Here is a 26,021-nt window from a genome sequence, read left to right as displayed (position 1 = left end):
CACGCTGCGCTTTGCCCAACCTACCTGTTCGTGTTGATTTTCAATCGTTCCCTAGCTTCCGACTCCGTGCTGGCGGATCAACCCGTCAGCGCAGCAAACACTGCCGGCAGCCGCTCGGGCAGACGCTCGACATGATCGACGATGGAATACTGATTCTCGCCGAAGATTCGGGCGACATAGCGGTCGGCCTGCGGATCGAGCGTCAGACAGTAGCTGTGGATGCCCTGCATGCGCAGCTCCTCGACGGCCTTCTTGGAGTCGTGGCGCAGGTACTGCGGATCGCGCTCGTCGATGTCCGCCGGCTCGCCGTCGGTGATGACCAGGACCAGGCGCTTCTGGGCGGGTTGGCGGGTCAGGTGCCAACCGGCGTGGCGCAGCGCCGCGCCCATGCGGGTCGAGAGCCCGCCCTTCATGCCGGCCATGCGTGACTTGGCGTTGTCGTCGTAGGCTTGATCGAAGTCCTTGAAGCGGAAGTACTGGACGTCGTGTCGGCCGTCGGAGGCGAAGCCATGCACGGCGAAGCGATCACCGATGCCGTCGATCGCCCAGGCCAACAGGCCGGTGGCTTCGCGGGTCAGGCTCAGGATACTCGGGGCCGAGTCGTACTCGGGATCGTCCTTCGTTACGCCGACCTTTTCGTTGGTCGACTCCGACAGGTCCATGAGCACCACGATGGCGAGATCCCGAACCTGACGCGTGATGCGGATATTGATCCGCGGATCCGGCATGGTGCCGCGGCGCACGTCGATCATGGCGCGCACGGCGGCGTTCAGATCCAGCTCCTCGCCCTCCTCGTAGCCGCGTCGGCGCACGATGCCTTGCGGCTGGAGCGCGTCGATCAGACGGCGGATGCGGCTCGCGACCGGTTTGTGCTTGACGAGGATCTCGTCCATGAGCGCCGGGTCGCCGCGGCCTTGACGACGCTCGATGACGGTCGCCCAGTCCGGGCGGAAGAGTTGGACCTGATAGTCCCACTCCTGATAGTGGTAGGGATCGGAGACGGGCTCCTTGCCCTCCATGGCGTTGAAGGAGATGCCCTCGTCCTCGTAGGGAAAGAACTCGGTGGCGCAGACCCAGATCTCTTGGGCGTCGTCCCCGGCGGTCTCCACATCGACCTCGTTGGCCATCTCGATGGCCGAGACGTACTTGCGCACCTGTTGCTGCGAGGCGGGCAGATAGTCGACGCCGCGGCTCAGGAAAAGGTTCTCGCCGCAATCCCAGACATAGCGATTGTCGTCGCGATAGGGGATCGGCCAGCTTTCGAGGATACGCAGGTTGGGCAACGCGACGGTCTTGATCGCCTGGTTATAGAAGGTGACGCCGGCGTCCCAACTGATGCGGTTGTCGTGCGGGCGCTCGGCCAGCGCCGCACGGAAGGCGACGGCGGTGTCGTCGATCAGCGCGAGTCCGTCGACATAGTCCGGATCCAGCAAGGCGTGCGCCTGGCGCAGCATCAGATCCATCATCGGATGCAGGTCGACGGCGTCGTCCATCGGCCCGAGCTGCGCCGTGAAGAAGGACAGCCAGAGCTTTCGGAGCCCCGGAAAATCGCGAATCGCCAGTTCCTCGATACGCGCGTCCTCGAACATCTCGATCAGCTTCATCTGCGCCGGCATCAGCTGCTCGGCGCTGATGGCGCTGGTGCCGTAGACCATGTGGGCCGCGCAGTGGGCGGCGGCGGCGCGGTAGGTCTCGATCCCGGAGATGCCGCGATAGGCGTCGAACGCATCCGGCAGATGGATCTGGAAGTCTTCGATGAAGGGTCGCAGACCTTGGCGCGACTCGTAGTCGCCCGAGGTCGGACGCATAAAGAACGACCGCGCCCAGAGTGCGCGCAGATAGAAGTTGAGCTTGCGTTGGTTGTCGACGAACAGGGTCCCGCGACGCTCCTTCTGCAGGACCGCGCGCGAGGAGTCGGTTTGAAGCCCGAAATAGGCCATCTGCCCGTCGAGATCGCGCGCATGGGCCTGCGCGCCCCAGAGCGCCCAGCGGCGCAGACCGCCGAGCGTGAGCTTGGAGAGCAGCTCGTCCATGTTCTCCATCATCGGGCGCAGGCCACGCGGCGACTTGCCCGACAACTGATGCAGCAGGTTGAGATACCCGCGCAGCACCTCCGCATCCCCGAGTCGGCTCGCGGCCAGCGGCATGCTGGACATGATCAGCGCCACCACCGTCCCGGAGGTGTGGGACGCGAGTTTCATCAGCGCGCTCACCACCTCGGGGATGATGTCCTCGCCCACCTCCTTGGCGACCCGCGGCATCTCCTGCACATAGGTCAGGACCAGATCGGCGCCCTTGTTCAGGCCGCACATCGCCTTGATGCCGGTGAGGTAATGCTCCAGCCCGCGCGGCGACATCACGCGCGCGGCTTCGTGGTAGCTCGCGTCCAGCGCCTGGGTATGCGGATGATCCGCGTCGGCCTTGAGGCAGGAGAGGTATTCGGAGAAGTCGATGCTCATGGCTCTATCCCGGATCGAAGGTTGTCACACCCGGTGACGGGCTATCAATGCTGGTACTAATTTGATACTAATTTCTACTAAATTAGTAGTTCGTGCGATGGATGCCTCGCTTCATGAAAATCCCGATGTCCCCACCCGATACGGATGCCCTGTTGCTGTCCATCGTCGAAACAGGCGGCAGCGCGCACCTTGCCAAACTGCTTCGCAATCCCTCGGGACCCGCCCCGGACGGGCGATATCTGCACTGGGACGAGTTGCGGCGCCGCCAGCCGCCCCCCGATCTCGGCACCGAGGACTGGTGGTTTTCGGTCAAGGCCGCGCGACGCCTCCTGTATAAAAACACCCCATTCATGGACAAGGCCGGGAGGCCGTTCGTCTTCGCGCTCGTCGATCCGATCCTTGCACTGCTTCATCGCATCGATCGGCCTACGATCACCCCTTCGTCGACGGCAACGGCCGAGTCGCCCGCGCCCTCTTTTACTGGTCCGCGCTCTCGCAGGGATACCGGCTGCTGGAATTCGTGTCGATCTCCGGCATCCTGAAGAAGGCGCCCGCGCAGTACGCCCGCGCTTACCTCTTCACCGAAACCGACGAGTCGGACGTCACCTATTTTCTGATCCATCAACTGGAAACCATTGTGGCCGCCATGGATGGACTGCATGCCTATCTGCGGCGCAAGGCCGGCGAGACGAAGGTCGTTGATGACATGCTTCAAGACTCCGCACGGCTGCGCGAACGTCTCAATCACCGCCAGTTGGCGCTCATCCGTCACGCATTGCGCCACCCGATCTCGGTCTACACCATCGCGTGGCATCGCCGAAACCACGCCGTTGTCTATCAGACCGCCCGCTCGGATCTGCTGCAGCTGGTCGAGCTGGGTCTACTCTCCAAGCGAAAGACCGGTCAGGCGTTCCTCTTCGAAGCACCGGCGGATCTGAAGCATCGCTTGGAAGAAGCCGAATTCAACCTTCGACGATCGACCGAAGTGCGTTGACTTGTAGGGTGATTTCCGGGAAAGGATCTACCGTCGTGTAGGGGCGAATGAATTCGCCCCTACAGGTCTTCCGGGCACGCGTAATCGGGATGCTCATTCGCGGAAATCACCTGAATTCATTCGCTCAGAAATACGTATTCACTGCCGCATCCAGCGTATCGCGCATATCCGGATCATCCGTCAGTGGTCGCACCAGCGCCATCCGGCAGGCCGATTGCGGATCGATGCCCTTGCCGATGAGTTGGGCGGCGTAGACCAGCAGGCGGGTGGACATGCCTTCGTCGAGCCCGTGACCCTTGAGGTTGCGGCTGCGCTGGGCGACTTGGACCAGCTTCTCGGCGGTCTCCTTGTCGATGTGGCCCTCGTGGGCGACGATCTCGGTCTCGATGTCGGCGGACGGGTAGTCGAAGTCCAGTGCACCGAAACGCTGTTTGGTCGATTGCTTCAGATCCTTCATCAGGCTCTGGTAGCCGGGGTTGTAGGAGATGACGATCTGGAAAGCGGGATGTGCATGCACCAGCTCGCCCTTCTTCTCGAGCGGAAGCTGGCGGCGATGGTCGGTCAACGGATGGATGACGACCGTGGTGTCCTGGCGGGCCTCCACGACCTCGTCCAGATAGCAGATGGCGCCGATGCGTGCGGCCACCGTGAGCGGGCCGTCCTGCCACTTGGTGCCGTTGATGTCGAGCAGGAAACGTCCGACCAGGTCGGAGGCGGTCATGTCTTCGTTGCAGGCGACCGTGATGAGCGGTGCGCCGATCTTCCAGGCCATGTACTCGACGAAGCGCGATTTACCGCAGCCGGTCGGTCCCTTGAGCATCACCGGCATGCGTGCGTCATAAGCCGCCTCGTACATGAGGACCTCGTTCTGCACGGGGCGGTAATAGGGCTCGTCCTTGATCAGGTATTGGTCGCGGTCGATTTCGTTCATCTCATTGCTCTCTCGTTCACAAGCCGATGCCCAAAAGCCCCCGCCCTGCACGTCAGGACAGGGGCTTTTTCCGTCAATCCCTGATTGTCAGACCGGCTTGCCGCGGAAGACGACCATCTCCGCTCCCTTGGACTGGGCGTAGTTGTTGTAGCCGACCAGTCGCACATGGTTGTCCGGGTGCGCCTTGTGGCAGGCTTCCGCCTCGGCCAGGATGGTGTCCACATCGGTCTCGCCGAACATCGGCAGCTTCCACATGTACCAGTAGTGGTCGAAGGCGTTTTCCGGCTCGCTGTGCTCGATGGCCGGGTTCCAGCCCTTGGCGACGATGTACTCGACCTGCTTGCGGATCCGCGCCTGGTCCATCTCGGGGAGATAGGAGAAGGTCTCGAACTTGCGGCTGCTCGGATCGTCGAGGCTGGATTGATAGTCCTGCATGGTGCTCATGGGTGTGACTCCGAAACTGGTTTCGTGGTGAAAATCGGTTGGAAAGTCGATCGTCAGCGTCGCTGGCGTTGAGCCATCAGCCGTCAGCTCTCGGCAACAGGCCGGCGCTTTGCGCCGATCGCCCGTGGCTGATCGCCGACAGCTGATCGCCGACAGCTCACTTATGCGACACGTCGAGCTTATCGACCGTATCGAACTCGAACTTGATCTCCTTCCAGGTCTCCATGGCGATCTTGAGCTCGGGGCTGTGCTTGGCGGCGTTGGTGAGGATCTCCTTGCCCTCCTTCTCGATCTGCACACCCTGGTTGCGGGCCTCCACACAGGCTTCGAGCGCGACACGGTTGGCCGCCGCACCGGCTGCGTTGCCCCAGGGGTGACCCAGGGTGCCGCCGCCGAACTGCAGGACGGCGTCGTCGCCGAAGATGTTCACCAGGGCGGGCATGTGCCAGATGTGGATACCGCCGGAGGCGACCGCGAAGGCGCCGGGCATCGCGCCCCAGTCCTGGTCGAAGAAGATCCCGCGTGAGCGGTCTTCCTTGATGTAGGACTCACGCAGCAGGTCGATCCAGCCGATGGTCGACTCGCGGTCGCCTTCGAGCTTGCCGACGACCGTGCCGGTGTGCAGGTGATCGCCGCCGGACAGCCGCAGGATTTTGGTCAGAACCCGGAAGTGGATACCGTGGTTCGGGTTGCGGTCGAGCACCGCGTGCATCGCACGATGGATATGCAGGAGCACGCCGTTGTCGCGACACCATTGGGCCAAGCCGGTGTTGGCGCAGAAGCCGCCGGTGATGTAGTCGTGCATGATGATCGGTGCGCCGATCTCTTTGGCGTACTCGGCACGCTTGAACATCTCGTGCGGGGTCGGCGCGGTGACGTTCAGGTAGTGACCCTTGCGCTCGCCGGTCTCGCGCTCGGCCTTGTCGATCGCGTCCATGACGAAGTCGAAGCGTTGACGCCAGCGCATGAAGGGCTGCGAGTTGACGTTCTCGTCGTCCTTGGTGAAATCCAGACCGCCGCGCAGACACTCGTAAACGGCACGGCCGTAGTTCTTCGCGGACAGACCCAGCTTCGGCTTGATGGTGCAGCCGAGCATCGGGCGACCGTACTTGTTCATGATGTCGCGCTCGACCTGGATGCCGTGCGGCGGGCCGTTGCAGGTCATCACATAGGCGATCGGGAAACGCACGTCTTCCAGGCGCAGGGCACGCACGGCCTTGAAGCCGAAGACGTTGCCGACCAGCGAGGTGAAGACGTTGACGACCGAACCCTCTTCGAAGAGGTCGATCGGGTAGGCGATGAAGGCGTAGAAGGCGTCGTCGTTGCCCGGGACGTCCTCGATGGCGTAGGCGCGCCCCTTGTAGTGGTCCATGTCGGTCAGGAGGTCGGTCCAGACCGTCGTCCAGGTGCCGGTGGACGACTCGGCGGCGACGGCGGCAGCGGCCTCTTCACGAGGAACGCCTGCTTGCGGGGTGATCTTGAAACAGGCCAGGAGGTCGGTGTCCGACGGGGTGTAATCCGGCATCCAGTATGTTTCGCGATACTCTTTGACGCCCGCGCTGTAGGTCTTTGCCATCTTCGCTAGTCCTCAGAAATGGTGAAGGAAGTCGCCGGTCCAGTGGTCCTGGTCCGCAGTCCCGCTTGACGCGCTTCGCGCTTGGAACGTGGGGCGGCAGTATAGGCAAAAACCCTATACTTACTAGTTAATATTGCTTATAGTCGACATAAGTATAGACTTATGTCTATGGTTTGGTCGCCAGCCGCCAGCCACCAGCCACCAGCCACCAGCCACCAGCCGCCAGCCGCCAGCCGCCAGCCGCCAGCCGCCAGCCGCCAGCCGCCAGCTATCAGCTATCAGCTTTCAGCTATCAGCTTTGGGTGGAACCTCGAGCGGGTCCGATTCGCACGAGATCAGCAGCGGAGGCTGCCGGTCGCAGAAGGCAGGAAGCAGGTGGCTCAGTAGAAAGAGGACAAACGCTCGTGCATGTCTCATTCCGACAACTCCAGGTCTTCGAGGCGGTCACGCGCCATCTCAGTTACACGCGCGCGGCGGAGGAGCTGCATCTGAGCCAGCCGGCGGTCTCGATGCAGGTACGGCAGCTCGAGGAGGAGGCCGGGCTGCCGCTGTTCGAGCGGCTCGGCAATCGGATCGTGCTGACCGAGGCCGGGAGGGAGGTCTACGATTATGGCCGGAACATCAACAGTGCGCTGCAGGAGATGGAAGAGGTGCTCGAGTCCCTGAAGGGGGTCAATCGCGGGCGGCTGCATCTGGCCGTCGCGAGCACGGTCAACTATTTCGCGCCGCGCCTCTTGGCGATCTTCCAGCAGCGCTACCCGGGGATCGGTCTGCAGCTCGACGTCACCAATCGCGAGCAGCTGGTGCGCATGCTCTGCGACAACACGGTCGATCTGGTGCTGATGGGCGTGCCTCCGACGGACATGGAGGTCGAGTCCGAGGCGTTCATGGCGAATCCGCTGGTGGTGATTGCGCCGCCCGAACATCCACTCGTGGGCGAGCGAGCGATTCGTCTCGCGCGGCTGGCCGAGGAGATTTTCGTGATGCGCGAGCCCGGCTCGGGCACGCGGCAGACGATGGAGCGTTTCTTCGGCGAGCGCGGCCTGGCCATCCGTCACGGGATGCAGATGACCCGCAACGAGGCCGTGAAGCAGGCGGTTCGCTCCGGGCTGGGTCTCAGCGTCGTGTCGATGCACACCATCGAGCTGGAGCTCGAGACGCGCCGGCTCGTCACCTTGGATGTCGAGGGTTTTCCGGATCAACGGCAGTGGTATCTGGTCTATCGCCGGGGTAAGCGTCTCTCGCCGGCGGCCAACGCCTTTCGGGAGTTCGTTTTGACGGAGGCCGCGGTCATTGCCCCGCCGATCTTTCTCGGGGCCGGGGCAACGCTGTCGCGTGTGTCGAGCCCCGGTCGCTAGGGGGCACCGGGAAGACCCGACCTAAACCGCGCCCGGTGCGGTATGCGATGTTTTTGGATGGGATCGGCCCCGGCGGATTTCAGAACCGCTGGAGCCGGCGCGGTTTAATGCTTGGAAAGTGATCGAAATCGCGATCATTGTGCACCAAGGGCAGGCCCTGCGCGATCGCCCTGCGCGCGATCGGTTTCGTCTCGGCGGCCATGGGCCGCCCTTGCCTTCGGAGGTGACGATGTCGTTGTCGAATGTCTTGCGGACCCTCATCCTCGCCTCGCTCTTGGTGTCCTCCGCCGTCGTCGTTGCCGCATCGTCCGATCCCTTCGCCGATCGGCTCGCCGAGCAGGCCCCGGAATGGGTCGTGACCGACGCCGAGGGTGAAATCAGGGTTCCGCTCGACGTCTTCTGGTCCAGGACCTGTCCGCACTGCACGGTGGCGCTGGATTTTCTCGACACCCTGGGCGAAGAGCAGCCCTGGATCCAGGTTCGGTCCTACGAGCTGGCTGCCGATCGCGCACATGTCGGGCGCTATGTCGCGATGGCCCGCGCGCTGGGCGAGGAGGCCCGCTCGGTTCCGGCGTTCTTCGTCTGCGGGCGGATGCTGACCGGCTTCGACGATGCGGACGGCGTCGGGGCGCAGTTGCTCGGCCTGGCGCGGTTCTGTCGTCAGGTCGCAGGGCAGGGTGACGCGCCGGGTGCCGAGATTGCGGCGCCGCCGTCGCCGGAGGGCATCCGGTTGCCGCTCGTGGGGACGATGGACCCCGCGGCCATGTCGCTGCCGATCTTTACCCTGGTGTTGGCCGGGCTCGATGCCTTCAATCCCTGCGCCTTTTTTGTTCTCTTCTTCCTGCTGAGTCTGATGGTCCATGCCCGCAGCCGGGCGCGGATGCTGTTGATCGGCGGCACCTTCGTGCTCTTTTCCGGGGTGGTCTACTTCTTGTTCATGGCCGCTTGGCTAAACCTCTTTCTGGTCGTCGGCGGGGCGGCGGCGGTGACGACGGTCGCCGGGCTGGTTGCGCTCCTGGTCGGCGGGCTGAACGTGAAGGACTATTTCTTCTTTCATCGGGGGCCGAGCCTTGCGATCCCCGACCATGCGAAGCCCGGGCTCTTCGCGCGGATGCGCGGTCTGCTCGCGGCCGATCGTCTCGGGGCCATGTTGATCGGAACGCTCGTCCTGGCGCTGGCGGCGAACAGCTACGAGCTGCTCTGCACCGCGGGTTTCCCGATGGTCTACACCCGGGTGTTGACGCTTCATGACCTCTCGGCGCCCGCCTACTACGGCTACCTTGCCCTCTACAATCTGATCTACGTCCTGCCGCTTCTGGCCATCGTTCTGGTCTTCACCTTCACGCTCGGGGCGAAAAAGCTCACCGAGCGGCAGGGGCGGATCCTGAAGCTCCTCTCGGGCCTGATGATGCTGGGGCTGGGTGCCGTCATGTTGCTGGCGCCCGAGCTGCTCGTCCATCCGGGCGTCGGCGTGCTTCTGCTGCTCTTCGCACTCGCGACGACGAGTCTCGTCGCCATCTTCGGTAAACCCGCCGTCTGAGACCGGTGGGCCGGTCGGATCTGTTAGGCCGAAGCCGTGTTCCGGCCGCTGCGCGGCGCGTCGGCCCGATGGCGGCGGCGATAAGGCAGGGGCGAAAAGGAAAAAGGATCTGTCGCTTCGCAGCGGCGCGGGGATTCGTCTAAACTAACCGACCGTCTCAGCTATGCGCGAATGCCGACCATGCCCGACCGCCCTTCGAGTGACACCGGTATCACCCTGCACCGCTATCCGTTGCTGGCTTCGATCAACTCCCCGGCGGATCTTCGCGCCTTGCCGGAGCATCTGCTGCCTTCGGTCGTCAACGAGCTGCGAGGCTATCTCGTCGACACCGTCGCACAAACCGGCGGTCATCTTGCTGCCGGCCTCGGCGTGGTGGAGTTGACGGTCGGTCTGCACTACGTCTTCGACACCCCCGCCGACCGGCTGGTCTGGGACGTCGGCCACCAGGCCTACCCGCATAAGATCCTGACCGGGCGACGCGATCGCATGCTCTCCTTGCGCCAGAAAGACGGACTCTCCGGCTTTCCCAAGCGCTGCGAGAGCGACTACGACTGCTTCGGCGTCGGCCATTCGAGCACCTCCATCAGTGCCGCGCTCGGCATGGCGTTGGCCGCGAGACAACAAGGCGAGCACCGCGATGCGGTCGCCATCATCGGCGACGGGGCCTTGAGTGCCGGGATGGCATTCGAGGCGCTGAACCACGCGGGCTCGATGGATATCGATCTGGTCGTTATCCTCAACGACAACGAGATGTCCATTTCGCCGCCCGTCGGTGCCATTACCAACCATCTTGCGAGGCTGCTGTCGGGCAAGATCTACACGACCATGCGCGAGGGCAGCAAGACGGCTCTGCGCGGGATGCCGCAGCTGCGTCATCTGGTTGGCCGCTGGGAAGAGCACATGAAAGGCATGTTGATGCCGAGCACCCTGTTCGAGGAGCTCGGGTTCAACTATATCGGCCCCATCGACGGTCACGACGTGCATTCGGTGGTCAAGACACTGCGCAACATCAAAGAGATGCGCGGTCAGCGTTTCCTCCATGTAGTGACTCAGAAGGGCCACGGCTACGAGCCTGCCGAGGGCCAGCCGGTGACCTATCACGGCGTCACGCCGTTCGATCGACGCACCGGCGAGCTGCGCAAGGGCGCCTCCAAGGGTCCGACCTACACGCAGATCTTCGGCAGTTGGCTCTGCGACACGGCCGAGGCCGATCCGCGCTTGGTCGGCATCACGCCGGCGATGTGCGAGGGCTCGGGCCTGACGGTCTTCTCCAAACGCTTCCCGGAGCGCTTTTTCGACGTCGGGATTGCCGAGCAGCATGCGGTGACCTTGGCGGCGGGCATGGCCTGCGAGGGTGTCAAACCCGTCGTTGCCATCTACTCGAGCTTTCTGCAGCGTGCCTACGACCAACTGATCCACGACGTCTGTCTGCAGGGGCTGGACGTGACCTTCGCGGTCGACCGGGGCGGTCTGGTCGGCGCGGATGGGGCGACCCATGCCGGCAGCTTCGATCTGAGCTTCAGCCGACCGCTTCCCCAGCTCGTCATCATGGCGCCGGCGGACGAGAACGAGTGTCGCGCCATGCTGCGGACCGCCTACGAGTATCCGGGTCCGGCGATGGTGCGCTATCCGCGCGGCAATGGCCCGGGCGTGGCGATCGACCCCGAAACGCCGGCCCTGCCGATCGGTCGCGGAGAGGTCATGCGGCAGGGGAGGCGAGTGGCGCTGCTCGCCTTCGGCAGCATGGTCACTCCCGCATTGACGGCAGCGGAGACCTTGGATGCGACGGTGGCCAACATGCGCTTCGTCAAGCCGCTGGACGGCGCGCTCATCCGGGCGCTGGCGCAGGGCCATGATCTCCTGGTGACCGTCGAGGAGAACAGCATCGCCGGAGGCGCCGGGAGCGGCGTGGCCGAGTGGCTGGCCGCCGAGGGTATCGACATCCCCTGCGTGCATCTCGGGCTTCCGGATCGCTATATCGATCATGCCGAGCATGCCCAACAGCTCGCCGCCTGTGGTTTGAATGCCGACGGCATCCTCGCCTCCGTGCGCGACGCCTACGGGCTTCGGTTTCCCGATCGTGATCTGTCGGCGGTCACGGACACCGGGTCCCCGGACGGTACCCGGGTCAGACACCAGGGCGCCGGCGCCGCATGAGGCGATTTCTCGGCGGGGCGGTTCTGACGGTTGCGATCCTCCTCGGCCTAGTCCTCGCGGCCGGACCGCTCGCACTCGGATACCTGGCCAAGGCCGGCTACGAGGATCTCCTGGCCGGTCTGATCGAGGATCTGCCGGACCGGGAGATCCTGGAGAACAGCTACAACCGAGGCTGGTTCGCCTCCAGCGCCGCATTCGAGGTGCTGATCCACCCCGATTCGGCCGCGCAAGCGCCAGCGCGTCCCATCCGGATTCGACTGGACAGTCGCATCGCACAAGGACCGTGGATCTGGCTCACGACGCGCCTTCCGCCCGTCCTCGGCCGTATCCACACGCGGCTCGAGGTCCAAGGGTTACCCGTTGCACTGCCGGTGCTGCCGATGAGCATCGAGCTGTATGCAGACGGCTCCGGCCGGATGCAGCTGCGGGTGCCGCCGGGCGAGACCCTGCCGACGGCACAGGTGATGGGGCTGCGACACGGGCCGCTTGACGGCGATCTGGTCGTGTCCTCGGGGCAGGAGGCCGTCGAGGTTCGGCTGACGCTCCCGGAAGGTGTGGTGACGACACCGACGGGACCGCTCGCCCGCCTGTCCGATCTTCGATTCGAGGTCGATCGGCCCGATGAGTCTTCCGGCACGGGTCGCTTGCAGGTGGCCTTGGTCGAGGTCGATGGCGCCGTCGGCACGACTGGCTCGGCGGGAACCGCACCGCCGTCGCTGCGGATCGAGGGTCTCTCGGCGACCCTGTCGCGAACGCTTCGCGAGGGTCTCTTGGATCTGCGTCTCGGACTCGCCGCGAAGCAGCTCGCCACGGCTTCCATGACCTACGGTCGATCGGAGCTCGGACTCTCGGGCGAGCGTCTGGACGCCGAGGCGCTCGCCGATCTGGGCGAGGGCATCCGCCTGCTGGCCACCGACCAGGTCGCGCAGGAGATGCGGGGCCTGGTCACGGCCGGCCTGATCGCGAGTCTGGCCCCGCGTTTCATCGAGAGCGCGACACGGATCGGCGTCGAGCCGATTCGGATCGAGACCCCCGACGGCCTTGCATTGGGGCGGCTCGATCTGCGTTTGGACCCGGGCACCGCTGCAACGAGCCGGCTGACCTCGGGTGTCGTCGATTGGGTGATCCTGCTGCGGGCCGACGGCGATCTTGAGCTTCCCGAGGCGGTCGCACTGGACTGGATCGCCCGCTCGCTCGAACCCGGATTCGAGGACGAGTTGCTGCCGAACTCGGAGCCGACGGCCGAACAAGCCGCGCGGCAAGAGGCGCAGACCCTGCTCGAAGGATGGATCCGCGAGGGCTGGGTCACCCGGCGCGATACCCGGATCTCCTCGGCTTTACGTCTGGGCGACGGGCTCTTGACCATCAACGGCAAGACGGTGCCGCTTCGGTAGATCGTCCTCATGCAGCACGGCAGCTGTGTCGACACCGTTCGTCATCGTTGTCGTCATCGTGGCCGCATCGATGGCCGATGACGACAACGAAATTGATCTCGGACGGTCTCGGAATCTCTGCACTGCTCCACTAAACCGCGTCCAGAGCGAAATGCATGATTTTCACGTTGCGTTTGGCTTAGGGGATCTCCTCGCTCTCGGTGAGACGCGGTTTAAGGTGATTTCCGGGAAAGCATCGACCAACATGGGGCGACTTTAGTCGCCCGGTAAGCATTGGCAACACGCACGGCCGGGATGATCATTCCCGGAAATCGCCTAAATCCGGCATCCGAGGCACGGAGCGCGATCAAACCATAAGACTGTCTTCCGCGATCCGATAACCCATCGCCCGATAGCCTTGCTGTCGCCGATCCCACATGCGCAGCAGGACCGGGTGTCCGGTGTCGACAACATCGATGATCCGCACGTCGGTCTTCGAGGCATGCTCGCGATGCAGTCTCCCGGCGTATTGCTGCAACAGGCCTTTCCAAGAGATCGGCATCGCCAAAACCAGCGTATCCAACGGCGGATGGTCAAAGCCTTCCCCGACCAACTTTCCCGTCGCCAAAAGGATGCGCGGGGCATCCGGCGGCAGCGAATCGAGCTCGGCGATCTGAGCGCCGCGTTGCTTTCTCGACATTCGGCCGTGCAGGACGATCGGCTCCGAGCCCTTGTCGTGCAGGGCGGCCAAGATCGCGTCGAGATTCGCCGTGCGTTGGGTCAACACCAAGACTTTGCGTCCTCGGTCGAACGCGCGCTTCACGGCGAATGCGATGGCATCCGTTCGGGCTTGGTCTTGGACGAGATGCTGAAAGACCTCTTGAATGCCCGCATCCGGCGGTAGGTCGATATTTGAGGACATCAGATGCGGAACGACTAGTAGATCAGATTCGCCAGGGTGACGTTCAGCGCCTTCGGCATCGATCCAGACAGGGTCTCCGTCAAGGGAGAAGCGCGTTTCCAAGGTGTCGCCAGGTCTTCATCGTCGATGAAACTTACATCCAACGGATGGACTCCGCCCGTGGCTCGGAGAATCAAGGGCTCGATGTCTTGCGGCGACATCGGCAGGATGGATTCCAGGTATGCCCACTGGTCGCCGTAGGGGCGCAGATCGGCATCGACAAAGAGGCTGTAGCCACTCTCCCGGGGCTTTTTTTGCAGCGGCAAGGCGATCAGGTTTCCGAAACCGCCCTTCGGTGCGGGTTCGTTGGTTCTTGATCGCGAGATCCATGTAGTCTAGTCCGTGCTGCTGCGCCAGGCTCGATAGCCATGGCGATAGCGCTGTCTTGGCATGGCGCGCCAGCCAGCGGCGCAGGGCGGCTCTGCAGGCTTCGGCGTCATCGATTGCGCCCGAGACCAGGATGCGTCCCGGCCGGTCGGTCCGCGCTCCCACCGTCAGAGCACGCGTCGCCTTGTATTCGACCCGCCAAGACTCCGCGAGTGCGGGAAGATCGAATGCCTGCGGTCGCGCCGGTGCCGTCTGATGGACGAGGTCTCGTACGGCGTCGAATTCGGTCAGGCGACCCGCAATCCAATCCGCCTTGTCGGCCACCAGCTTCATCACCCGCGCGGGCTCCAACCCGACCGGTGCAGTGACCACCAGCCCCGCGCGGGCACTGATCTTGAGGCGAAGCGAGCGGGTCTTCGCTGACGGGCGAATCTCGAATTCGACGAGCCGTCCGTCAGTCAGAGTGACCTTTGCCTTTGTGGCGGCCTCAAGCATTCGAGTCGCCGCCGCTCGCTGTCTCCGACACGCGAGGCATGTAGTGCCGGCGCTTGAGGGCGTCCACCAGGGTTCCGATGAAGACCATCGCATCGTCCGAGAGCAGGCCGGCCGATGGAAAGTGCGTCGCGATCATGAACAAGAGGCCGCTCGAGAGTGCGGGGTCCGCCGCGCTGTTGGTCCACCAGCCCGTGAAGCAGTGTTTGTCGGCTTCGCCGAGGATCGCTGCGGCGATTGCGGCGGCCAAGGTGTGGCGAATCGCGGCGTTGCGCGTCTTGATCTTGAGGGCCAACTGTTGGGCTATCGGGCGTTTGGCCTCGTCGACGGCGGCACGGACAGCCTCGGTGAGCCTCTCGAATTCTTCGATCAAGGCGATGCCGGCCAAGGTGCCGGCGCGCTTTTCGTCGATCAGGCGCTGGAGCTTCTCGGACAAGGGACGGAACGACTCGTCCTGATCCAGTCGGATGCGCAGCTCGGCGGACAGCATGGCCTCGATATCGAGCGCCTTGGCGTCCGGCTTCTTGTCCTTCAGCTTGGTCAGGAAGTGCTCGCGAATGGTGTCGAACGGGAAGGCGACGTCGCCCAGCTCGTCGGGTTTGTAATTCAACGCCTCGTTCAGGTGATCGAAGATGCCGTAGTAGTCCAGCACCAGACCGTGGCCCTTCAGTGCGTTGTAGGGTCGATTCACCCGTGCGATGGTCTGCAGCAGCGAGTGGTTCAGCAGCTTCTTGTCCAAATAGAGCGCTTGGAGGATGGGGGCGTCGAAGCCGGTCAGGAGCATGTCGCACACCACCAGAAGCTCCACGGTGCGATAGGTCTTGTCGTGGTGCTCGTCCTGCTCCGAGCGCGCCGGGATCAGAAACTCGTTCAGCAGCTTCTTTCGCTTGGCATCGCCCAGATAGAGGGTTTGGATCGCCTCGGGGTCCTTCTGGGGTGCCTCGGAGATCACGGCCATCACCGCCTCGTCGCCTAAGCGCTCGCGCAGCGCGGTCGCGTAGACCCTGACGGCCTCTTTGTTCTTGCACACCAGCATGCCCTTGAAGCCGTTGGGCCGGACGTGCTCGACGAAATGCGCGACCAGGTCGTCGGCGATCTGGGTGATCCGCGTCGGATGGAAGAGCAGGGCGTCGAGCCGCGCGGCGTCGGTGGCCAGTCTGTTCCGCTCTGCTTCGGGCAGGTGTCCGAACTCCCGTTTGAAGGCGAGATCGAGCTTGGTGCCGTGCAGTTGCCAGTCGGTGACGCGCGGTTGCCAATGGATGGGCTTCACCACGCCGTCGCGCAGCGCGTCGGTCACCGTGTAGGGGCGGCCCATGTAACGCTCGATCTTGCCGTCGTCCTTGACGAACCCCCAGGCCCGCGGTGTGTTGAGGTCGTCGTTCTCGATCGGTGTGCCGGTAAACCCGAACATCGCCGCACCCTCGACCGCCGAGCGCATGTAGGTACCCAAGTCTCGCTCCTGCGAGCGGTGCGCCTCGTCGGCCATCACGATGACGTTGGCACGTCGCTTGGTCACCTCCTTGGGCATGCCCTCGAACAGATGCACGGTCGTGAGGATGACCCCGCGATAGTCGCCGGTGAGCTTTTCCTCCAGATCGCGCCGGCTGGCGGCCACGTGGACATTATCGGTGCCGCTGGACTGAAGCTCGCGATCCATCTGGTCGCCCAGTTGCTCGCGATCGACCAGCAGGATGACGGTCGGCTGCTGCAGACGCGGGTCTTCCCGGAGGCTGCGGGCGGCGTAGATCATGGTCAGCGTCTTGCCCGAGCCCTGGGTGTGCCAGATCAGACCACGCCGTTTCTCGGATGGCCGCGTCAGGTCGGTTGCCCGGTTCAGGATGTCCTGCACCGCCAGGAACTGCTGGTAGCGCACCACCACCTTCTCGGTCTTGCCGTCCTTGGTGACGAAGATGATGAAGTGTCGGATGAAATCCAGCAGATTGCCGCGGTCGAAAAGTCCGTACAGCGAGACCTTCATCTCGTCGTACTCGTCGATCTCGTGCGGCCAGGGATCGCGCCATTGCAGCCGGAATTGCAGGCGCCGGCCCGGTACGCCGTACATCATGCGGGTCTCGTTCACGCCCACACCGTAGGCGTTGGTGTAGAAGAGCTGGTCGATCTCTTGGGAATAGAGGCCCAGTTGCTTGGCGCCCTCGCGCCAATCCGGTGCGGCTCGGCTCGCGGTCTTGGCCTCGATCACGACGACGGGGATGCCGTTGATCAGCAGCACGATGTCGGGCCGGCGCGGCGAGCGGCCTTCGACCGGAAACTGATTGGTTACCCACCAGGCGTTGGCGTCCGGGTCTTCGAAGTCGATCAGCCGCACGTCCCGGGAGGTCTCCCCGGCATCGAACCGGTAGTTCACGCCGTTCTTCAGCCAGGCCAGCCATTGCCGGTTGTCGCGACAGCCCCGGAGCTTGGTGATGATGGCCTCGACGCGTGTGTCGTCGGTCAGGATGGTCGGATTGAGCTGCTGGAGCTTCTCCCGCAACAGGGGCAGCACCAACACCTCGCGCGGATCCGGGCGGTAGAGGCCCAGTTCGTCGCGCGAATGCCAGGTCCAGCCCAACCGGGTCGATTTCAGGTGCTCGATGATCTCGCGACAGAAGAAGATGACATGAGGTGAGCCCATGAGCACCGGTCGTCGCGTTGATGTTCCGAATGCAGCAATGCTCCAAATCCATCTGACCGAGGAACGGGATCCGGAGATACGCCTGCGGTTGATCCTGCTGAACTTGATCGTCGAGCTTCCTCCGCAGATCACGTTGGAGACCATCTGCCGATGCTTGCAGGTTCCGATGTCGACGGCCTACGTTTGGATTCGCGCATGGCGCACGCGGGGCTATCACGGGATCGTGCATCTTCAGGAGCCGACGGGAAAGCCGCCCGGCCGCCGCCGGCGCTCGGCGATGCCGATCTTGCGGAATTGAAGAGCCTGCTGGAAACACGCGATCACTGGGAGACCAAGGCGGTGCGCGATCTCATCGTCGAGCACTGGGGCATCACCTTGTCGTTGTCTCAAGTCTGGCGCATCCTCCGCCACCGGCTGAAGATGCTGTATTCGAAGCCTTACCCGCACGATCTTCGTCGCCCGGCCGATGCCGAAGAGCAGCTGGAAGATCGTCTGATCGACGCCTTCAACACCTTGATGGATCGCGGTATCGCCGAGTCGGAGATCGCCCTTGGATTTCTCGATGAGGCGAGCCCGCAACTGACGGCCAACACGGCCCGAGTCTGGCATTTCGAGAAAGCGGTTATCCATAAGAACACCGCCAAGCTCAAAGCGAATGCCATCGGCTTTTACGCGATTGTGGGCCACAGTGTGCAAGGATTCCTGGAGCATTCGACACATGACGCCATTGCGGAGTTTCTGCGGGACATCCGGACCGCTCATCCGGATTTCCGTGCGATCGTCGTTGTTCTCGACAACTTCAGCAGTCATCGTGCGGCCTCATTGAAAGAGGTTGCGGATGGGTTGGATATCGCTCTGGTGTATCTTCCGCCATACTCGCCGGACCTCAATCCCATTGAATTCATCTGGAAAAGCATCAAGCGCGTCATCTCGCTCAACAGCATTCCCTCGCTTGGCGACCTCAAGCAATGCATTACAAGGTCTTGGGATGAATTGGCCATTCGTCATTCATTCGCGAAACATTGGATCGAGCGGCCTTGTTCATTATCCCGGCCACCGCCCTCAGGCCGCGACCGGCATCAGATAGGGTAGTTTCGGCGGGCGTGGCCGTCGGCGTCGGGGTCGCGGCGGCAAGGGCACACGCAGGAGAAGCTCCTCGAACAGTGCGGGATGTGTCCGCCCGAAGAAGCGCTCGGCGGCGGTCGTGCCGTCGGGACGGCGGATGTGGAAGTTGTGCACGGCGGTGAGCGCGGCGAGCCTGCGGTCGCTCAAGCGATGACGCCCGTGATGATGCAGCGACAGTTGGCCGTTGCGTCCTTCCACACAGGAGCTGCTGCGTTGGAACAGATCGGCGCAAGCGCCGGCGACCTGTTCGACCCGAGCGCTGTCCTCGGGCGCGAGACGCTGCAGCGGATGATCGGCGCGCCGCAGGACGTCGAGCAACGCGGTACTCGCCGCCTGCACGCGGTGTCGGGTCTCGGCCGCGGTGCTGCGGGCGGCGACGCGCTCGAGGTAGATGCCGGGGATGAGCTGCTCGAGGACCGCCGCTTCCAGCTCCGGGGATAGTGCGAGGGCCTCGACCCTGGCGGTCACGGTGGCGAAGAAGAACGCGAGCGTGGCGAGCCACTGCACGGTCAGGCGCTCGGCCTTGGCGAGGCGTTCGCGAGCGCGCTCGGGCAGCTCGGCGGCCTCGGCCAATCCCTTCAGGCGCGTCCAGACGTCGGTGAAGCGCGCCGCCACGCGCTCCACCGGCTGCGTCTGTCCATCCACCGGATCATACGGGTGATACAGCACGCCGAGCTCGCGGATCAATGCGCGCGCCTCGCTCTGCCGCTCCCGTGCGCGGTCGCGTTCGGCTTCGACGGCGACCAGCGCGCTCAGGGCGGCGCCAATGCGGGTCTCGAAGGCCGGTGGACGCCCGAGCGGGCGCGGCACGCGCGCCTCGAACGCCTGCTGCGCCGCGCGCTCGGCCTCCCAGTGCTTCTGCGCGGCCGCCACGCCGGCTTCAGCGCGGCGCACGTCGCGCGCCAGCGCCAAGGACGTGGCTTTGGAGACCTCGTGTTGGCCGTGAAAGAGGTCCGGGGAATGCTGCGCACGGAGGTCCGTCTCGGCATGGCGACGCAGCGCCTTGGCCTCGTCGGCGGTGCTCTGGATCACCTCCACGGCGAGCCCCGTGCAGGCGTCCTGAAGCGCGGCGGTCCAGGTCGCCGCGGTGCGATCCGCGGCGTATTGCTCCAGCACAATGAGGTTCGACTCCGGCTCGATGGCCACCAGGCAGATCCCCGGATGAAAGGTTTCGTCCTCGCACACCGTCACCTGACGCACCGGCATGCCCTCGGCGAGCGCCGTACGCTGCTCCGCGGCCACCGCGACCACGGCCGTTTCCAAGTCGACATTGAGCGCGTGCTGCGCGCCGTCGCTGACCCCGACGAAGGCCGACAGCCCGCTCAGCTCCAGGAATTCACTCACCAGCCGGGTGCCGCCCGCCGCCCGCAAGGTGATGCTGAAATGCGCCGCCAACACCAGCCGATGCAGCCAATCGATCCCCTCCGGGGTGCGTGCGAAGGCCGTCAAGCCCGTCGGCGGATCCCCGCGCGGAACCTCCCCGCACCAGTCGCGCAAGGTGCTGCGCGCAATACCCATCTCGGTGGCCACGGCGCGTTGCGTCTCCCCCGCCGCCAGCCGTGCTTCGGCCGCCGCGATGTGCTCGGCTTGCTCCAAGCGTGTGCGTCGCGTCATGAGCCGATGCTCCGGCCCGGTCTCGAACGTCCGGGTAGCGCAGCACCCGCGCTTGGTCTAAAGTCACTCTCGGCAGGATCTTCGAACATCTTTTCGAACCCTCGGTGAGTTTGCACTTCCAAGGGTATGAAATTTCGAGGGTCCTGCCAAATCCCCGCATGCCCATCACCAAGCCATGAACTCGGACTTGGACGGGACTATGAACAACGCCGATCGAGCAATTTGTTCCTTCGATTGTTACCTACAGGTACTCTTGAAAAGCACTATAACACCAAGCGTGAAATCATCCGTGCACTGGTCAAACGCATCGAGATTCATCACCAGGAGATTGTGGTGGTCTTTCGGGTCGACCCCGATCCGGACATCGGCAATGGCAGCGGCGAGAATGCGCCTGGCAAATCAAACGGAACTTCAAGTATGCAAGATTGTAAGCGGCGTACTCTCACCGTTGCTCAGTAACCTCTACCTCAACGAGGTCGACCGGATGCTGGAGCGGGCCAAGGAGGTCACCCGCAACGGACGCTATACCTCTATCGAGTATGCCCGTTACGCCGATGACCTGGTGATTTTGGTCGATGGGTATCGCCGGTGGAACTGGCTCGAGGACGCGGCTTGGCGACGCTTGGTCGAGGAATTGGCCAAGCTTGATGTGCAACTCAATCACGACAAGACACGACGACTGGACCTGAGTCAGGGAGGGGCATTCAGCTTCCCGGGCTTTGACTTCCGCCGGGCCAAGACTCGGCGTGGGGTCTGGGGCGCGCGTTACACGCCACGGATGAAGGCGCGCACCGCGATCCTGCAACGCCTCAAGGAGGTGTTCCACCGCTACCGCTCCCAGCCGATCGATCGGGTGATCGCCCTGATCAATCCGATCCTCAGGGGGTGGGTAGGCTACTTTCGGGTGGGGCACTCCAGTCGCTGTTTCGGGTATGTCCAAGATTGGGTGGAGAAGAAGATTCGGCGCCATTTAATGCGCGCGCATCAGCGTCAGGGTTTTGGCTGGACGAGGTGGAGTAGGACGTGGCTGTACGAAGCACTCGGACTCTTCAACGGGTATCGGGTGGCGCCACGGAAACCGAAAGCACTCCCAGCGCAAGAGGTCTCATAACCCGTGGTGTGAAGGCAACAGGAAATCCCGGTGCCGGAAAACGGCACGCCGGGTTTGACGTGGCGGGAGTTGGAAACGTGATCATGGGAGCCGGACTGAGGGCCAGCGCGAAAGTGCTGGAGGTCCCGCCGGACCCTACCATCGGCGCGCCAGTTCCCGACCCTGCCTTAGGGGGCAGGGTGACCGTAAGGTCACCCTGCTACCCGACGGGCAAGTCCTTCGCGTCAACGCGGGTGTCTTTAATGGGTTGGATGCGATCTTTGATGCCTACGACGGCGTTGATCGCGCACGTTTACTCATACAAATGCTCGGCCGCCCGGCCGAGGTCGTGCTCCCCTTGTCATCCCTTGCTCGGTCCGCTTGAATAATCGGTGAATCGAGCAACGTTCCTGTCGCATCTGTTTCTCAATATCGGTTGAACTATGTTTGATTTCTTGCCGTTCGTTCGACGAAGCCGTGCTCGAATCCGTTATGAAGACAAGATGCGAGAGCAATATGACTGTGTGTCGGCGTACTCGCCGGTCCTGGTATTGTCCTCGAGTTATTCGCCCTTGATCTCTAGCCGCACCATCTTGATTCATCGCAAATTGGATTTCGGTACCACCCGAAAATCGGCCATCGCCTGGCTCGGTCGACCGGGACATTCCATCCATTCGCCCAATCCTGTGACGGAGGCCATCCTCGTCTACCGCTATCGGCTCGAGGATTATCGACTTCGCGACGAGCTCTATTTTTCATCGCAGGGGCTCTTCTATGTCAGCCGGACATTCTCCTCCATCGCAAGGCACAGGACTGCGGGTGTTCTTCAGATTAACTCCGACAAATATCTCGGCGGCTCGCCATTCGAGGGCATCAAGCAGAAGATCGTTGATTCAGGCGGACGCGAGATCTTGCCGACTCCGGCACCTGCGTTCTCCGTGAACTATGTCGCGACCTCCCATCCGGCCTTTCGGCAGATTGCCGATCATGCACGAAGCGCACGCTCGAAAGATGCGGATCCCGACGGAGTACTGAGGGATTCCGCGCTGCATAATTGGCTGTAGTCGCCGGTCTCACTCGTTTGACCGGCCACCCAGACCTTGAGGGACTCGTGACACCGCTCCACCACACTCGTGACACCGCTCCGCGGTGTCACGCATGCCCCGTGGCGCTCTGCGCCACGTCCAGGCTTGGCCGGGAGGTCGGGCCGGCCTAAGGTGTCGGCAGATGCAGGCTGCGCTTGGCTGCGCGGTGCGCTGTCGAGTCTGCTCCCGGGGCGGGGAACGCTCCACGCTCGGCCTTGACGGACCTCAACGTGAGCCTCGGACGACAGATCATGATCGGCTTTCCATCAAACTTCGACTGATGGAATTGTACGTGTTGGATGGTTGAGGCGTGAACAAGGCCGCCCGAACGAAAACAGCCCCGACCTGTCGGCCGGGGCTGTGCGTGTCGATCAATCAGGATTTTTCAGGCTCAGAGCGATTTCTTGCAGAAGTACCAGTCCACGCAGTCGTACTCGCCGCTCGCCACCCGTGCGTTCGCCTCGTCCACGCTGCCCGGCGGCGGGACGATGACCTGCTCGCCCGGCTGCCAGTTCTCGGGTGTGGCGACCTTGTAGGCGTCGGAGGTCTGCATGGCCTTCACCAGACGCAGGATCTCGTCGATCGAGCGGCCGTTGCTCATCGGATAGTAGAGCATGGCCCGCAGCACGCCTTGCGGATCGATCACGAAGGTGGCCCGCACCGCCGAGGTATCGCTCGCGCCGGGCTGAATCATGCCGTAGGCCTTGGCGACCTGCATCGAGAGGTCGGCGATGATCGGAAAACCGATCTCCACGTCGAACTTCTCCTTGATGTTGCGCACCCAGGCGACGTGGCTGTAGTGGCTGTCGATGGAGAGGCCGAGCAGATCGCAGTCGAGTGCCTGGAAATCGGCATGGCGGCGGGCGAAGCCCATGAACTCGGTGGTACACACCGGCGTGAAGTCGGCCGGATGCGAGAAGAGCACCAGCCACTTGCCGCGGTAGTCTTCCAGGGTCTTGCGGCCATGGGTGGTCGGGGCATCGAAGGCCGGGGCCGGCTCGTTCAGACGCGGCATGGCGGGGGCGGTCGTGGTCTCGTTGGTCATGGGTCGATCTCCAGGTGTTCAGTGGTTGTTGCGTCATCCCTCGTTTGAGGTTGACGCTAGATTAGCGATCGGTGATGAACCTAAGAAGTCGTTTGTTGCGATGGTAGCCATCGTCAAGGACGATTGATTTATATCAATCGATTTCTAATAACGATCACGCGAGGTGCGAAGGGAAGATCCTTGGCTCGTGGCCTGCACAGCCTCGCGATGGATCCGGATCGTGTCCGGCGTCGGGGTTCGAGCCGCTCGCGCCGTCGGTCCCGGGCATTCGGATTGCGGCTGGGGGGCAATGTCGTCAAACGGTGTCCGACGTCGCTCCGGTCTCCAACTGCTCGAGCCTCACCCTCAACTGAGCGATCTGCTTGCTTAGAGGCGGTGTTGCGGGCCCACGCGGCTCCGGGTGTCCGATCGGGGTTTCACCGGCCTCGAGCACTCCGCGTCGGCCACCGCCGCGTCCCGCCCGCATCCGTCTCCCACCGCAGGAGCCACGTCCACGCCCCTGTCCCTGTCCCTGACCACGACCGCGTCCGGATCCACGTCGACCCGTTCCGTCTTGCATCGGCATGTGTTGTTCCTCGTCGATAGCGGACCTGTGGGCCGACTCCCGGCTCGGTGGCCTCGGCTCGGCGCCGCACGTCCGCCTGAAAGAGTCATCACCCGTGCCCCCGGCACCAGCCAGGGCGGCAGGGCTCCAAGGCAGCGACTCGCGCGCAGCCCGAGTGCAGAGTATCGGCGCTTTGCCGACTGCTTTACCCTGAGATTTCGCAACCAAAAGTGCACCTATGTGCGTTTCATGGGCGCCGACCGAAGTCCGTCCCCGACCTCTCGGAAGGGTGGCAGCATGCCCGGATGTCGCCGCGCACGCTGCAGTCGAGATTCCAAACCCGGCGGCCTGTTCGCTTCCGGGCGGGGCGCAGAATGGCCGACTTCGGAAAACCGGCGCTGCCGGTATGATCGGCGCCCAACTCGGCGATCCGCCGGGCAGTCTTCGGCGCGGGCTGCGGGTCATGGACGACGAGACGGAATCGGAGCCAGACGCGGTGTGACAGGCGACGATGCTATGCTCCCCACGATTCACGACCCGCGAGGTACGCCATGCGCTTCTTCACGACGGAAGGCCCGGTCCGCCCCGACGACCACTACACCCTGCCGCCGCTGTCGCGCTGGGATCTGGACGAAGTCCTGAATCTGATCGACCAAAAGAAATACTTCCTGCTCCATGCCCCGCGCCAGACCGGCAAGACCTCCTGCCTGCTGGCGCTCATGGCGCATCTGAATCGGGAGGGGCGCTATCGGACGGTCTATGCCAATATCGAGGCCGCGCAGCCCTGGCGCGAGCAGATCGAGCCGGCCATGACGACGATCTGCAGCGTGCTTGGCCGGGCCGCACGCACGTCTCTCGGCGATACCCGCCTGCTGGAGTGGCAGCGCGATCAGGGAACGCAGATTGCTGCCGGGGATCGGCTGACGGCACTGCTGGAATACTGGGCCAGCGCCGATCCGCGCCCGGCGGTGCTGCTGCTCGACGAGGTCGATGCCCTGGTCGGCGACACCTTGCTCTCCCTGCTGCGCCAACTGCGCGCCGGCTATCCGCAACGTCCGACCGCCTTTCCCCAGACCATCGTCCTGTGCGGCGTGCGCGATCTGCGCGACTACCGCATCCATGCCAGCTCCGAACGCGAGGTCATCACCGGCGGCAGCGCCTTCAACATCAAGGCCAAGTCGCTGCGACTGGGCGACTTCAGCGCTGCGGAGACCCGCACCCTGCTGCTGGAGCATACCCAAGAGACCGGGCAGGTCTTCACCCCGGAGGCGCTGGAGCGCGTTTGGGAGCTGACGCAGGGTCAGCCCTGGCTGGTCAACGCGCTGGCCTACCGCGCCTGCTTCGAGCTACGCGCCGGACGCGACCGGTCCCGGCCGATTACCTTAGACCTCATCGATCAGGCCAAGGAGGCGATGATCGTCGAGCGCGTGACCCATCTCGATCAGCTCGCCCACAAGCTCCAGGAACCGCGGGTGCGGCGCGTCATCGAGCCGATGCTGGCCGGGCTGACGCTCGGCAACGTGCCCGACGACGATATCCAGTATCTGCTCGATCTGGGTCTGCTGCGGCAAACCGACGGCGGTGGCCTGACCGTCGCCAATCCCATCTATCGCGAGGTGCTGCCGCGCATGCTCGCCTTCACCCCGCAGGCATCCCTGCCGCAGATCAGCCCGACCTGGCTCAAGGCCGGCGGCACCCTGGATCCGGCCGCGCTGCTCGACGCCTTCCTCGCCTTCTGGCGCCAACACGGCGAGCCGCTGCTCAAAAGCGCCCCGTATCACGAAATCGCCCCGCATCTGGTGCTCATGGCCTTTCTACATCGGGTGATCAACGGCGGCGGTACCCTGGAGCGCGAATACGCCATCGGCTCCGGGCGCATGGATCTGTGTCTGCGCTATGGGGCGGTGATGCTGGGGATGGAGCTCAAGGTCTGGCGCGACGGCCGACCCGATCCGCTCGCCGAGGGGCTGATCCAGCTCGACGACTATCTCGCCGGCTTGGGACTGGACAGCGGCTGGCTGGTGATCTTCGACCGCCGTGCCGGACAGTCGCCGATCGCCGAACGCACCGACAGCGCCACCCGGATCAGTCCCCGGGGGCGCTCCATTCAGGTGATTCGCGCCTGACCTCTCTAGACCGCCCTTTCAGGGCTCAAGGATTTTGGTTGATTGCAACCCGGGGCGCAGCCCCGGGCTGACATCGGTCGCGCCGTTGGCGCTCGACACACACTGCCGCAACGCGGCTCGCTAGGCTCGCCCTCAATGGTTTTGGTTG

The 26,021-nt window shown here is 63.8% G+C and carries 21 protein-coding genes and 2 pseudogenes; 12 read left to right on the top strand and 11 right to left on the bottom strand.

The genetic code is table 11. The annotated features are described in order from the left end of the window. Window positions 1-77 precede the first annotated feature (77 nt). A complete protein-coding gene (locus KFB96_RS08990) occupies window positions 78-2,459 on the bottom strand; it encodes a nitric oxide reductase activation protein NorD (RefSeq protein WP_213462185.1) in 2,382 nt (793 codons plus the stop codon). A 346-nt stretch (window positions 2,460-2,805) separates the two neighbouring features. On the opposite strand from KFB96_RS08990, the pseudogene KFB96_RS26605 reads away from it, so the two are divergent. After that, a pseudogene (locus tag KFB96_RS26605) lies at window positions 2,806-2,913 on the top strand (hypothetical protein); the annotation flags it as partial. A 66-nt stretch (window positions 2,914-2,979) separates the two neighbouring features. Beyond that, window positions 2,980-3,453 carry a hypothetical protein gene (locus tag KFB96_RS08980; RefSeq protein ID WP_300971433.1) on the top strand — a complete coding sequence of 158 codons (474 nt, stop codon included), beginning with the start codon at window positions 2,980-2,982 and terminating at the stop codon, window positions 3,451-3,453. A gap of 124 nt (window positions 3,454-3,577) precedes the next feature. On the opposite strand, the gene KFB96_RS08975 is transcribed toward KFB96_RS08980, so the two are convergent. From KFB96_RS08975 to KFB96_RS08965, 3 genes are all read right to left on the bottom strand, one after another. Beyond that, window positions 3,578-4,384, bottom strand: a complete 807-nt coding sequence (locus tag KFB96_RS08975) for a CbbQ/NirQ/NorQ/GpvN family protein (RefSeq protein ID WP_213462189.1) — start codon at window positions 4,382-4,384, stop codon at window positions 3,578-3,580. A gap of 87 nt (window positions 4,385-4,471) precedes the next feature. Next, entirely contained in the window at window positions 4,472-4,828 is a 357-nt protein-coding gene (locus KFB96_RS08970; RefSeq protein ID WP_213462191.1) for a ribulose bisphosphate carboxylase small subunit, read from the bottom strand. Window positions 4,829-4,985: 157 nt separating this feature from the next. Then, window positions 4,986-6,404 (bottom strand): form I ribulose bisphosphate carboxylase large subunit, encoded by a 1,419-nt coding sequence (locus KFB96_RS08965; RefSeq protein ID WP_213462193.1) that lies wholly within the window; start codon window positions 6,402-6,404, stop codon window positions 4,986-4,988. 404 nt (window positions 6,405-6,808) lie between these two features. On the opposite strand from KFB96_RS08965, the gene KFB96_RS08960 reads away from it, so the two are divergent. Then, window positions 6,809-7,762: a LysR family transcriptional regulator gene (locus tag KFB96_RS08960; protein WP_213462195.1), complete on the top strand. Its 954-nt coding sequence runs from the start codon at window positions 6,809-6,811 to the stop codon at window positions 7,760-7,762. Window positions 7,763-7,841: 79 nt separating this feature from the next. Here the strand turns inward: KFB96_RS08960 and KFB96_RS26600 are convergent, their stop codons facing one another. Further along, window positions 7,842-7,964, bottom strand: a complete 123-nt coding sequence (locus KFB96_RS26600) for a hypothetical protein (RefSeq protein ID WP_300971430.1) — start codon at window positions 7,962-7,964, stop codon at window positions 7,842-7,844. Window positions 7,965-7,991: 27 nt separating this feature from the next. Between KFB96_RS26600 and KFB96_RS08955 the strand changes: the two genes are divergently transcribed. The 3 genes from KFB96_RS08955 to KFB96_RS08945 all read left to right on the top strand — a co-directional run bounded on the left by KFB96_RS08955 (window position 7,992) and on the right by KFB96_RS08945 (window position 12,853). Next, complete coding sequence (locus KFB96_RS08955; protein WP_213462197.1) at window positions 7,992-9,302, top strand: hypothetical protein; 1,311 nt, start codon at window positions 7,992-7,994, stop codon at window positions 9,300-9,302. Between the two features lie 180 nt (window positions 9,303-9,482). Continuing rightward, on the top strand, window positions 9,483-11,459 hold the full coding sequence (dxs, locus tag KFB96_RS08950; RefSeq protein WP_213462199.1) for a 1-deoxy-D-xylulose-5-phosphate synthase: 1,977 nt from the start codon (window positions 9,483-9,485) through the stop codon (window positions 11,457-11,459). Further along, window positions 11,456-12,853: a DUF945 family protein gene (locus KFB96_RS08945; RefSeq protein WP_213462201.1), complete on the top strand. Its 1,398-nt coding sequence runs from the start codon at window positions 11,456-11,458 to the stop codon at window positions 12,851-12,853. The genes dxs and KFB96_RS08945 overlap by 4 nt, the downstream gene beginning before the upstream one ends. A gap of 346 nt (window positions 12,854-13,199) precedes the next feature. Here the strand turns inward: KFB96_RS08945 and KFB96_RS26595 are convergent, their stop codons facing one another. The 4 genes and pseudogenes from KFB96_RS26595 to KFB96_RS08935 form a co-directional block, all read right to left on the bottom strand. After that, entirely contained in the window at window positions 13,200-13,754 is a 555-nt protein-coding gene (locus tag KFB96_RS26595) for a DEAD/DEAH box helicase (RefSeq protein ID WP_300971428.1), read from the bottom strand. Between the two features lie 14 nt (window positions 13,755-13,768). Continuing rightward, window positions 13,769-14,059, bottom strand: a complete 291-nt coding sequence (locus KFB96_RS26590) for a hypothetical protein (RefSeq protein WP_300971809.1) — start codon at window positions 14,057-14,059, stop codon at window positions 13,769-13,771. Between the two features lie 43 nt (window positions 14,060-14,102). Continuing rightward, window positions 14,103-14,615, bottom strand: a pseudogene (locus KFB96_RS26585) (YgjP-like metallopeptidase domain-containing protein); the annotation flags it as partial. Next, the gene (locus tag KFB96_RS08935; RefSeq protein WP_213462203.1) at window positions 14,608-17,244 is read right to left on the bottom strand and encodes a type I restriction endonuclease subunit R; all 2,637 of its coding nucleotides are present in this window, start codon (window positions 17,242-17,244) and stop codon (window positions 14,608-14,610) included. The pseudogene KFB96_RS26585 and the gene KFB96_RS08935, both read right to left, overlap by 8 nt. Here KFB96_RS08935 and KFB96_RS27495 point away from each other — a divergent pair. Then, window positions 17,243-17,542, top strand: coding sequence for a helix-turn-helix domain-containing protein (locus tag KFB96_RS27495; RefSeq protein ID WP_367115041.1), 300 nt, complete (start codon window positions 17,243-17,245; stop codon window positions 17,540-17,542). The two genes, KFB96_RS08935 and KFB96_RS27495, sit on opposite strands and share 2 nt — an antisense overlap. Beyond that, entirely contained in the window at window positions 17,440-18,336 is an 897-nt protein-coding gene (locus KFB96_RS08925; protein WP_367115040.1) for an IS630 family transposase, read from the top strand. The genes KFB96_RS27495 and KFB96_RS08925 overlap by 103 nt, the downstream gene beginning before the upstream one ends. Here KFB96_RS08925 and KFB96_RS08920 read toward each other — a convergent pair. Next, on the bottom strand, window positions 18,307-19,983 hold the full coding sequence (locus KFB96_RS08920) for a DUF6399 domain-containing protein (RefSeq protein ID WP_213501890.1): 1,677 nt from the start codon (window positions 19,981-19,983) through the stop codon (window positions 18,307-18,309). The two genes, KFB96_RS08925 and KFB96_RS08920, sit on opposite strands and share 30 nt — an antisense overlap. Window positions 19,984-20,205: 222 nt before the next feature. Here KFB96_RS08920 and KFB96_RS08915 point away from each other — a divergent pair, with 222 nt between their 5' ends. From KFB96_RS08915 to KFB96_RS08905, 3 genes are all read left to right on the top strand, one after another. After that, complete coding sequence (locus KFB96_RS08915) at window positions 20,206-20,442, top strand: hypothetical protein (RefSeq protein WP_213462207.1); 237 nt, start codon at window positions 20,206-20,208, stop codon at window positions 20,440-20,442. After that, complete coding sequence (locus KFB96_RS08910; protein ID WP_213501888.1) at window positions 20,432-21,094, top strand: group II intron maturase-specific domain-containing protein; 663 nt, start codon at window positions 20,432-20,434, stop codon at window positions 21,092-21,094. Before KFB96_RS08915 ends, KFB96_RS08910 begins: the two co-directional genes overlap by 11 nt. 422 nt (window positions 21,095-21,516) lie before the next feature. Next, window positions 21,517-22,137 carry a hypothetical protein gene (locus tag KFB96_RS08905; protein WP_213462213.1) on the top strand — a complete coding sequence of 207 codons (621 nt, stop codon included), beginning with the start codon at window positions 21,517-21,519 and terminating at the stop codon, window positions 22,135-22,137. A 412-nt stretch (window positions 22,138-22,549) separates the two neighbouring features. Here the strand turns inward: KFB96_RS08905 and KFB96_RS08900 are convergent, their stop codons facing one another. After that, a complete protein-coding gene (locus tag KFB96_RS08900; RefSeq protein WP_213462215.1) occupies window positions 22,550-23,203 on the bottom strand; it encodes a peroxiredoxin in 654 nt (217 codons plus the stop codon). Between the two features lie 1,095 nt (window positions 23,204-24,298). On the opposite strand from KFB96_RS08900, the gene KFB96_RS08895 reads away from it, so the two are divergent. Then, the gene (locus KFB96_RS08895) at window positions 24,299-25,873 is read left to right on the top strand and encodes an AAA-like domain-containing protein (protein ID WP_213462217.1); all 1,575 of its coding nucleotides are present in this window, start codon (window positions 24,299-24,301) and stop codon (window positions 25,871-25,873) included. Window positions 25,874-26,021: the final 148 nt, after the last annotated feature.

It is taken from the genome of Thiocapsa sp., from assembly GCF_018399035.1.
Taxonomy (GTDB): Bacteria; Pseudomonadota; Gammaproteobacteria; order Chromatiales; family Chromatiaceae; genus Thiocapsa.
Note: the sequence above shows the minus strand (reverse complement) of the source record. Positions and strands in the feature narration are given on the sequence as shown.

Bases quoted from the DNA above. Each gene is read 5' to 3' on its own strand.
- KFB96_RS08955 (WP_213462197.1), top strand. From the start codon at position 7,992: ATGTCGTTGTCGAATGTCTTGCGGACCCTCATCCTCGCCTCGCTCTTG.
- dxs (WP_213462199.1), top strand. From the start codon at position 9,483: ATGCCCGACCGCCCTTCGAGTGACACCGGTATCACCCTGCACCGCTAT.
- KFB96_RS08945 (WP_213462201.1), top strand. From the start codon at position 11,456: ATGAGGCGATTTCTCGGCGGGGCGGTTCTGACGGTTGCGATCCTCCTC.
- KFB96_RS08920 (WP_213501890.1), bottom strand. From the start codon at position 19,983: ATGACGCGACGCACACGCTTGGAGCAAGCCGAGCACATCGCGGCGGCC.
- KFB96_RS08925 (WP_367115040.1), top strand. From the start codon at position 17,440: ATGGCGCACGCGGGGCTATCACGGGATCGTGCATCTTCAGGAGCCGAC.
- KFB96_RS08895 (WP_213462217.1), top strand. From the start codon at position 24,299: ATGCGCTTCTTCACGACGGAAGGCCCGGTCCGCCCCGACGACCACTAC.
- KFB96_RS08900 (WP_213462215.1), bottom strand. From the start codon at position 23,203: ATGACCAACGAGACCACGACCGCCCCCGCCATGCCGCGTCTGAACGAG.
- KFB96_RS08990 (WP_213462185.1), bottom strand. From the start codon at position 2,459: ATGAGCATCGACTTCTCCGAATACCTCTCCTGCCTCAAGGCCGACGCG.
- KFB96_RS08965 (WP_213462193.1), bottom strand. From the start codon at position 6,404: ATGGCAAAGACCTACAGCGCGGGCGTCAAAGAGTATCGCGAAACATAC.
- KFB96_RS26600 (WP_300971430.1), bottom strand. From the start codon at position 7,964: ATGGCCGCCGAGACGAAACCGATCGCGCGCAGGGCGATCGCGCAGGGC.
- KFB96_RS08905 (WP_213462213.1), top strand. From the start codon at position 21,517: ATGTTTGATTTCTTGCCGTTCGTTCGACGAAGCCGTGCTCGAATCCGT.
- KFB96_RS27495 (WP_367115041.1), top strand. From the start codon at position 17,243: ATGAGCACCGGTCGTCGCGTTGATGTTCCGAATGCAGCAATGCTCCAA.
- KFB96_RS08975 (WP_213462189.1), bottom strand. From the start codon at position 4,384: ATGAACGAAATCGACCGCGACCAATACCTGATCAAGGACGAGCCCTAT.
- KFB96_RS08970 (WP_213462191.1), bottom strand. From the start codon at position 4,828: ATGAGCACCATGCAGGACTATCAATCCAGCCTCGACGATCCGAGCAGC.
- KFB96_RS08935 (WP_213462203.1), bottom strand. From the start codon at position 17,244: ATGGGCTCACCTCATGTCATCTTCTTCTGTCGCGAGATCATCGAGCAC.
- KFB96_RS26595 (WP_300971428.1), bottom strand. From the start codon at position 13,754: ATGTCCTCAAATATCGACCTACCGCCGGATGCGGGCATTCAAGAGGTC.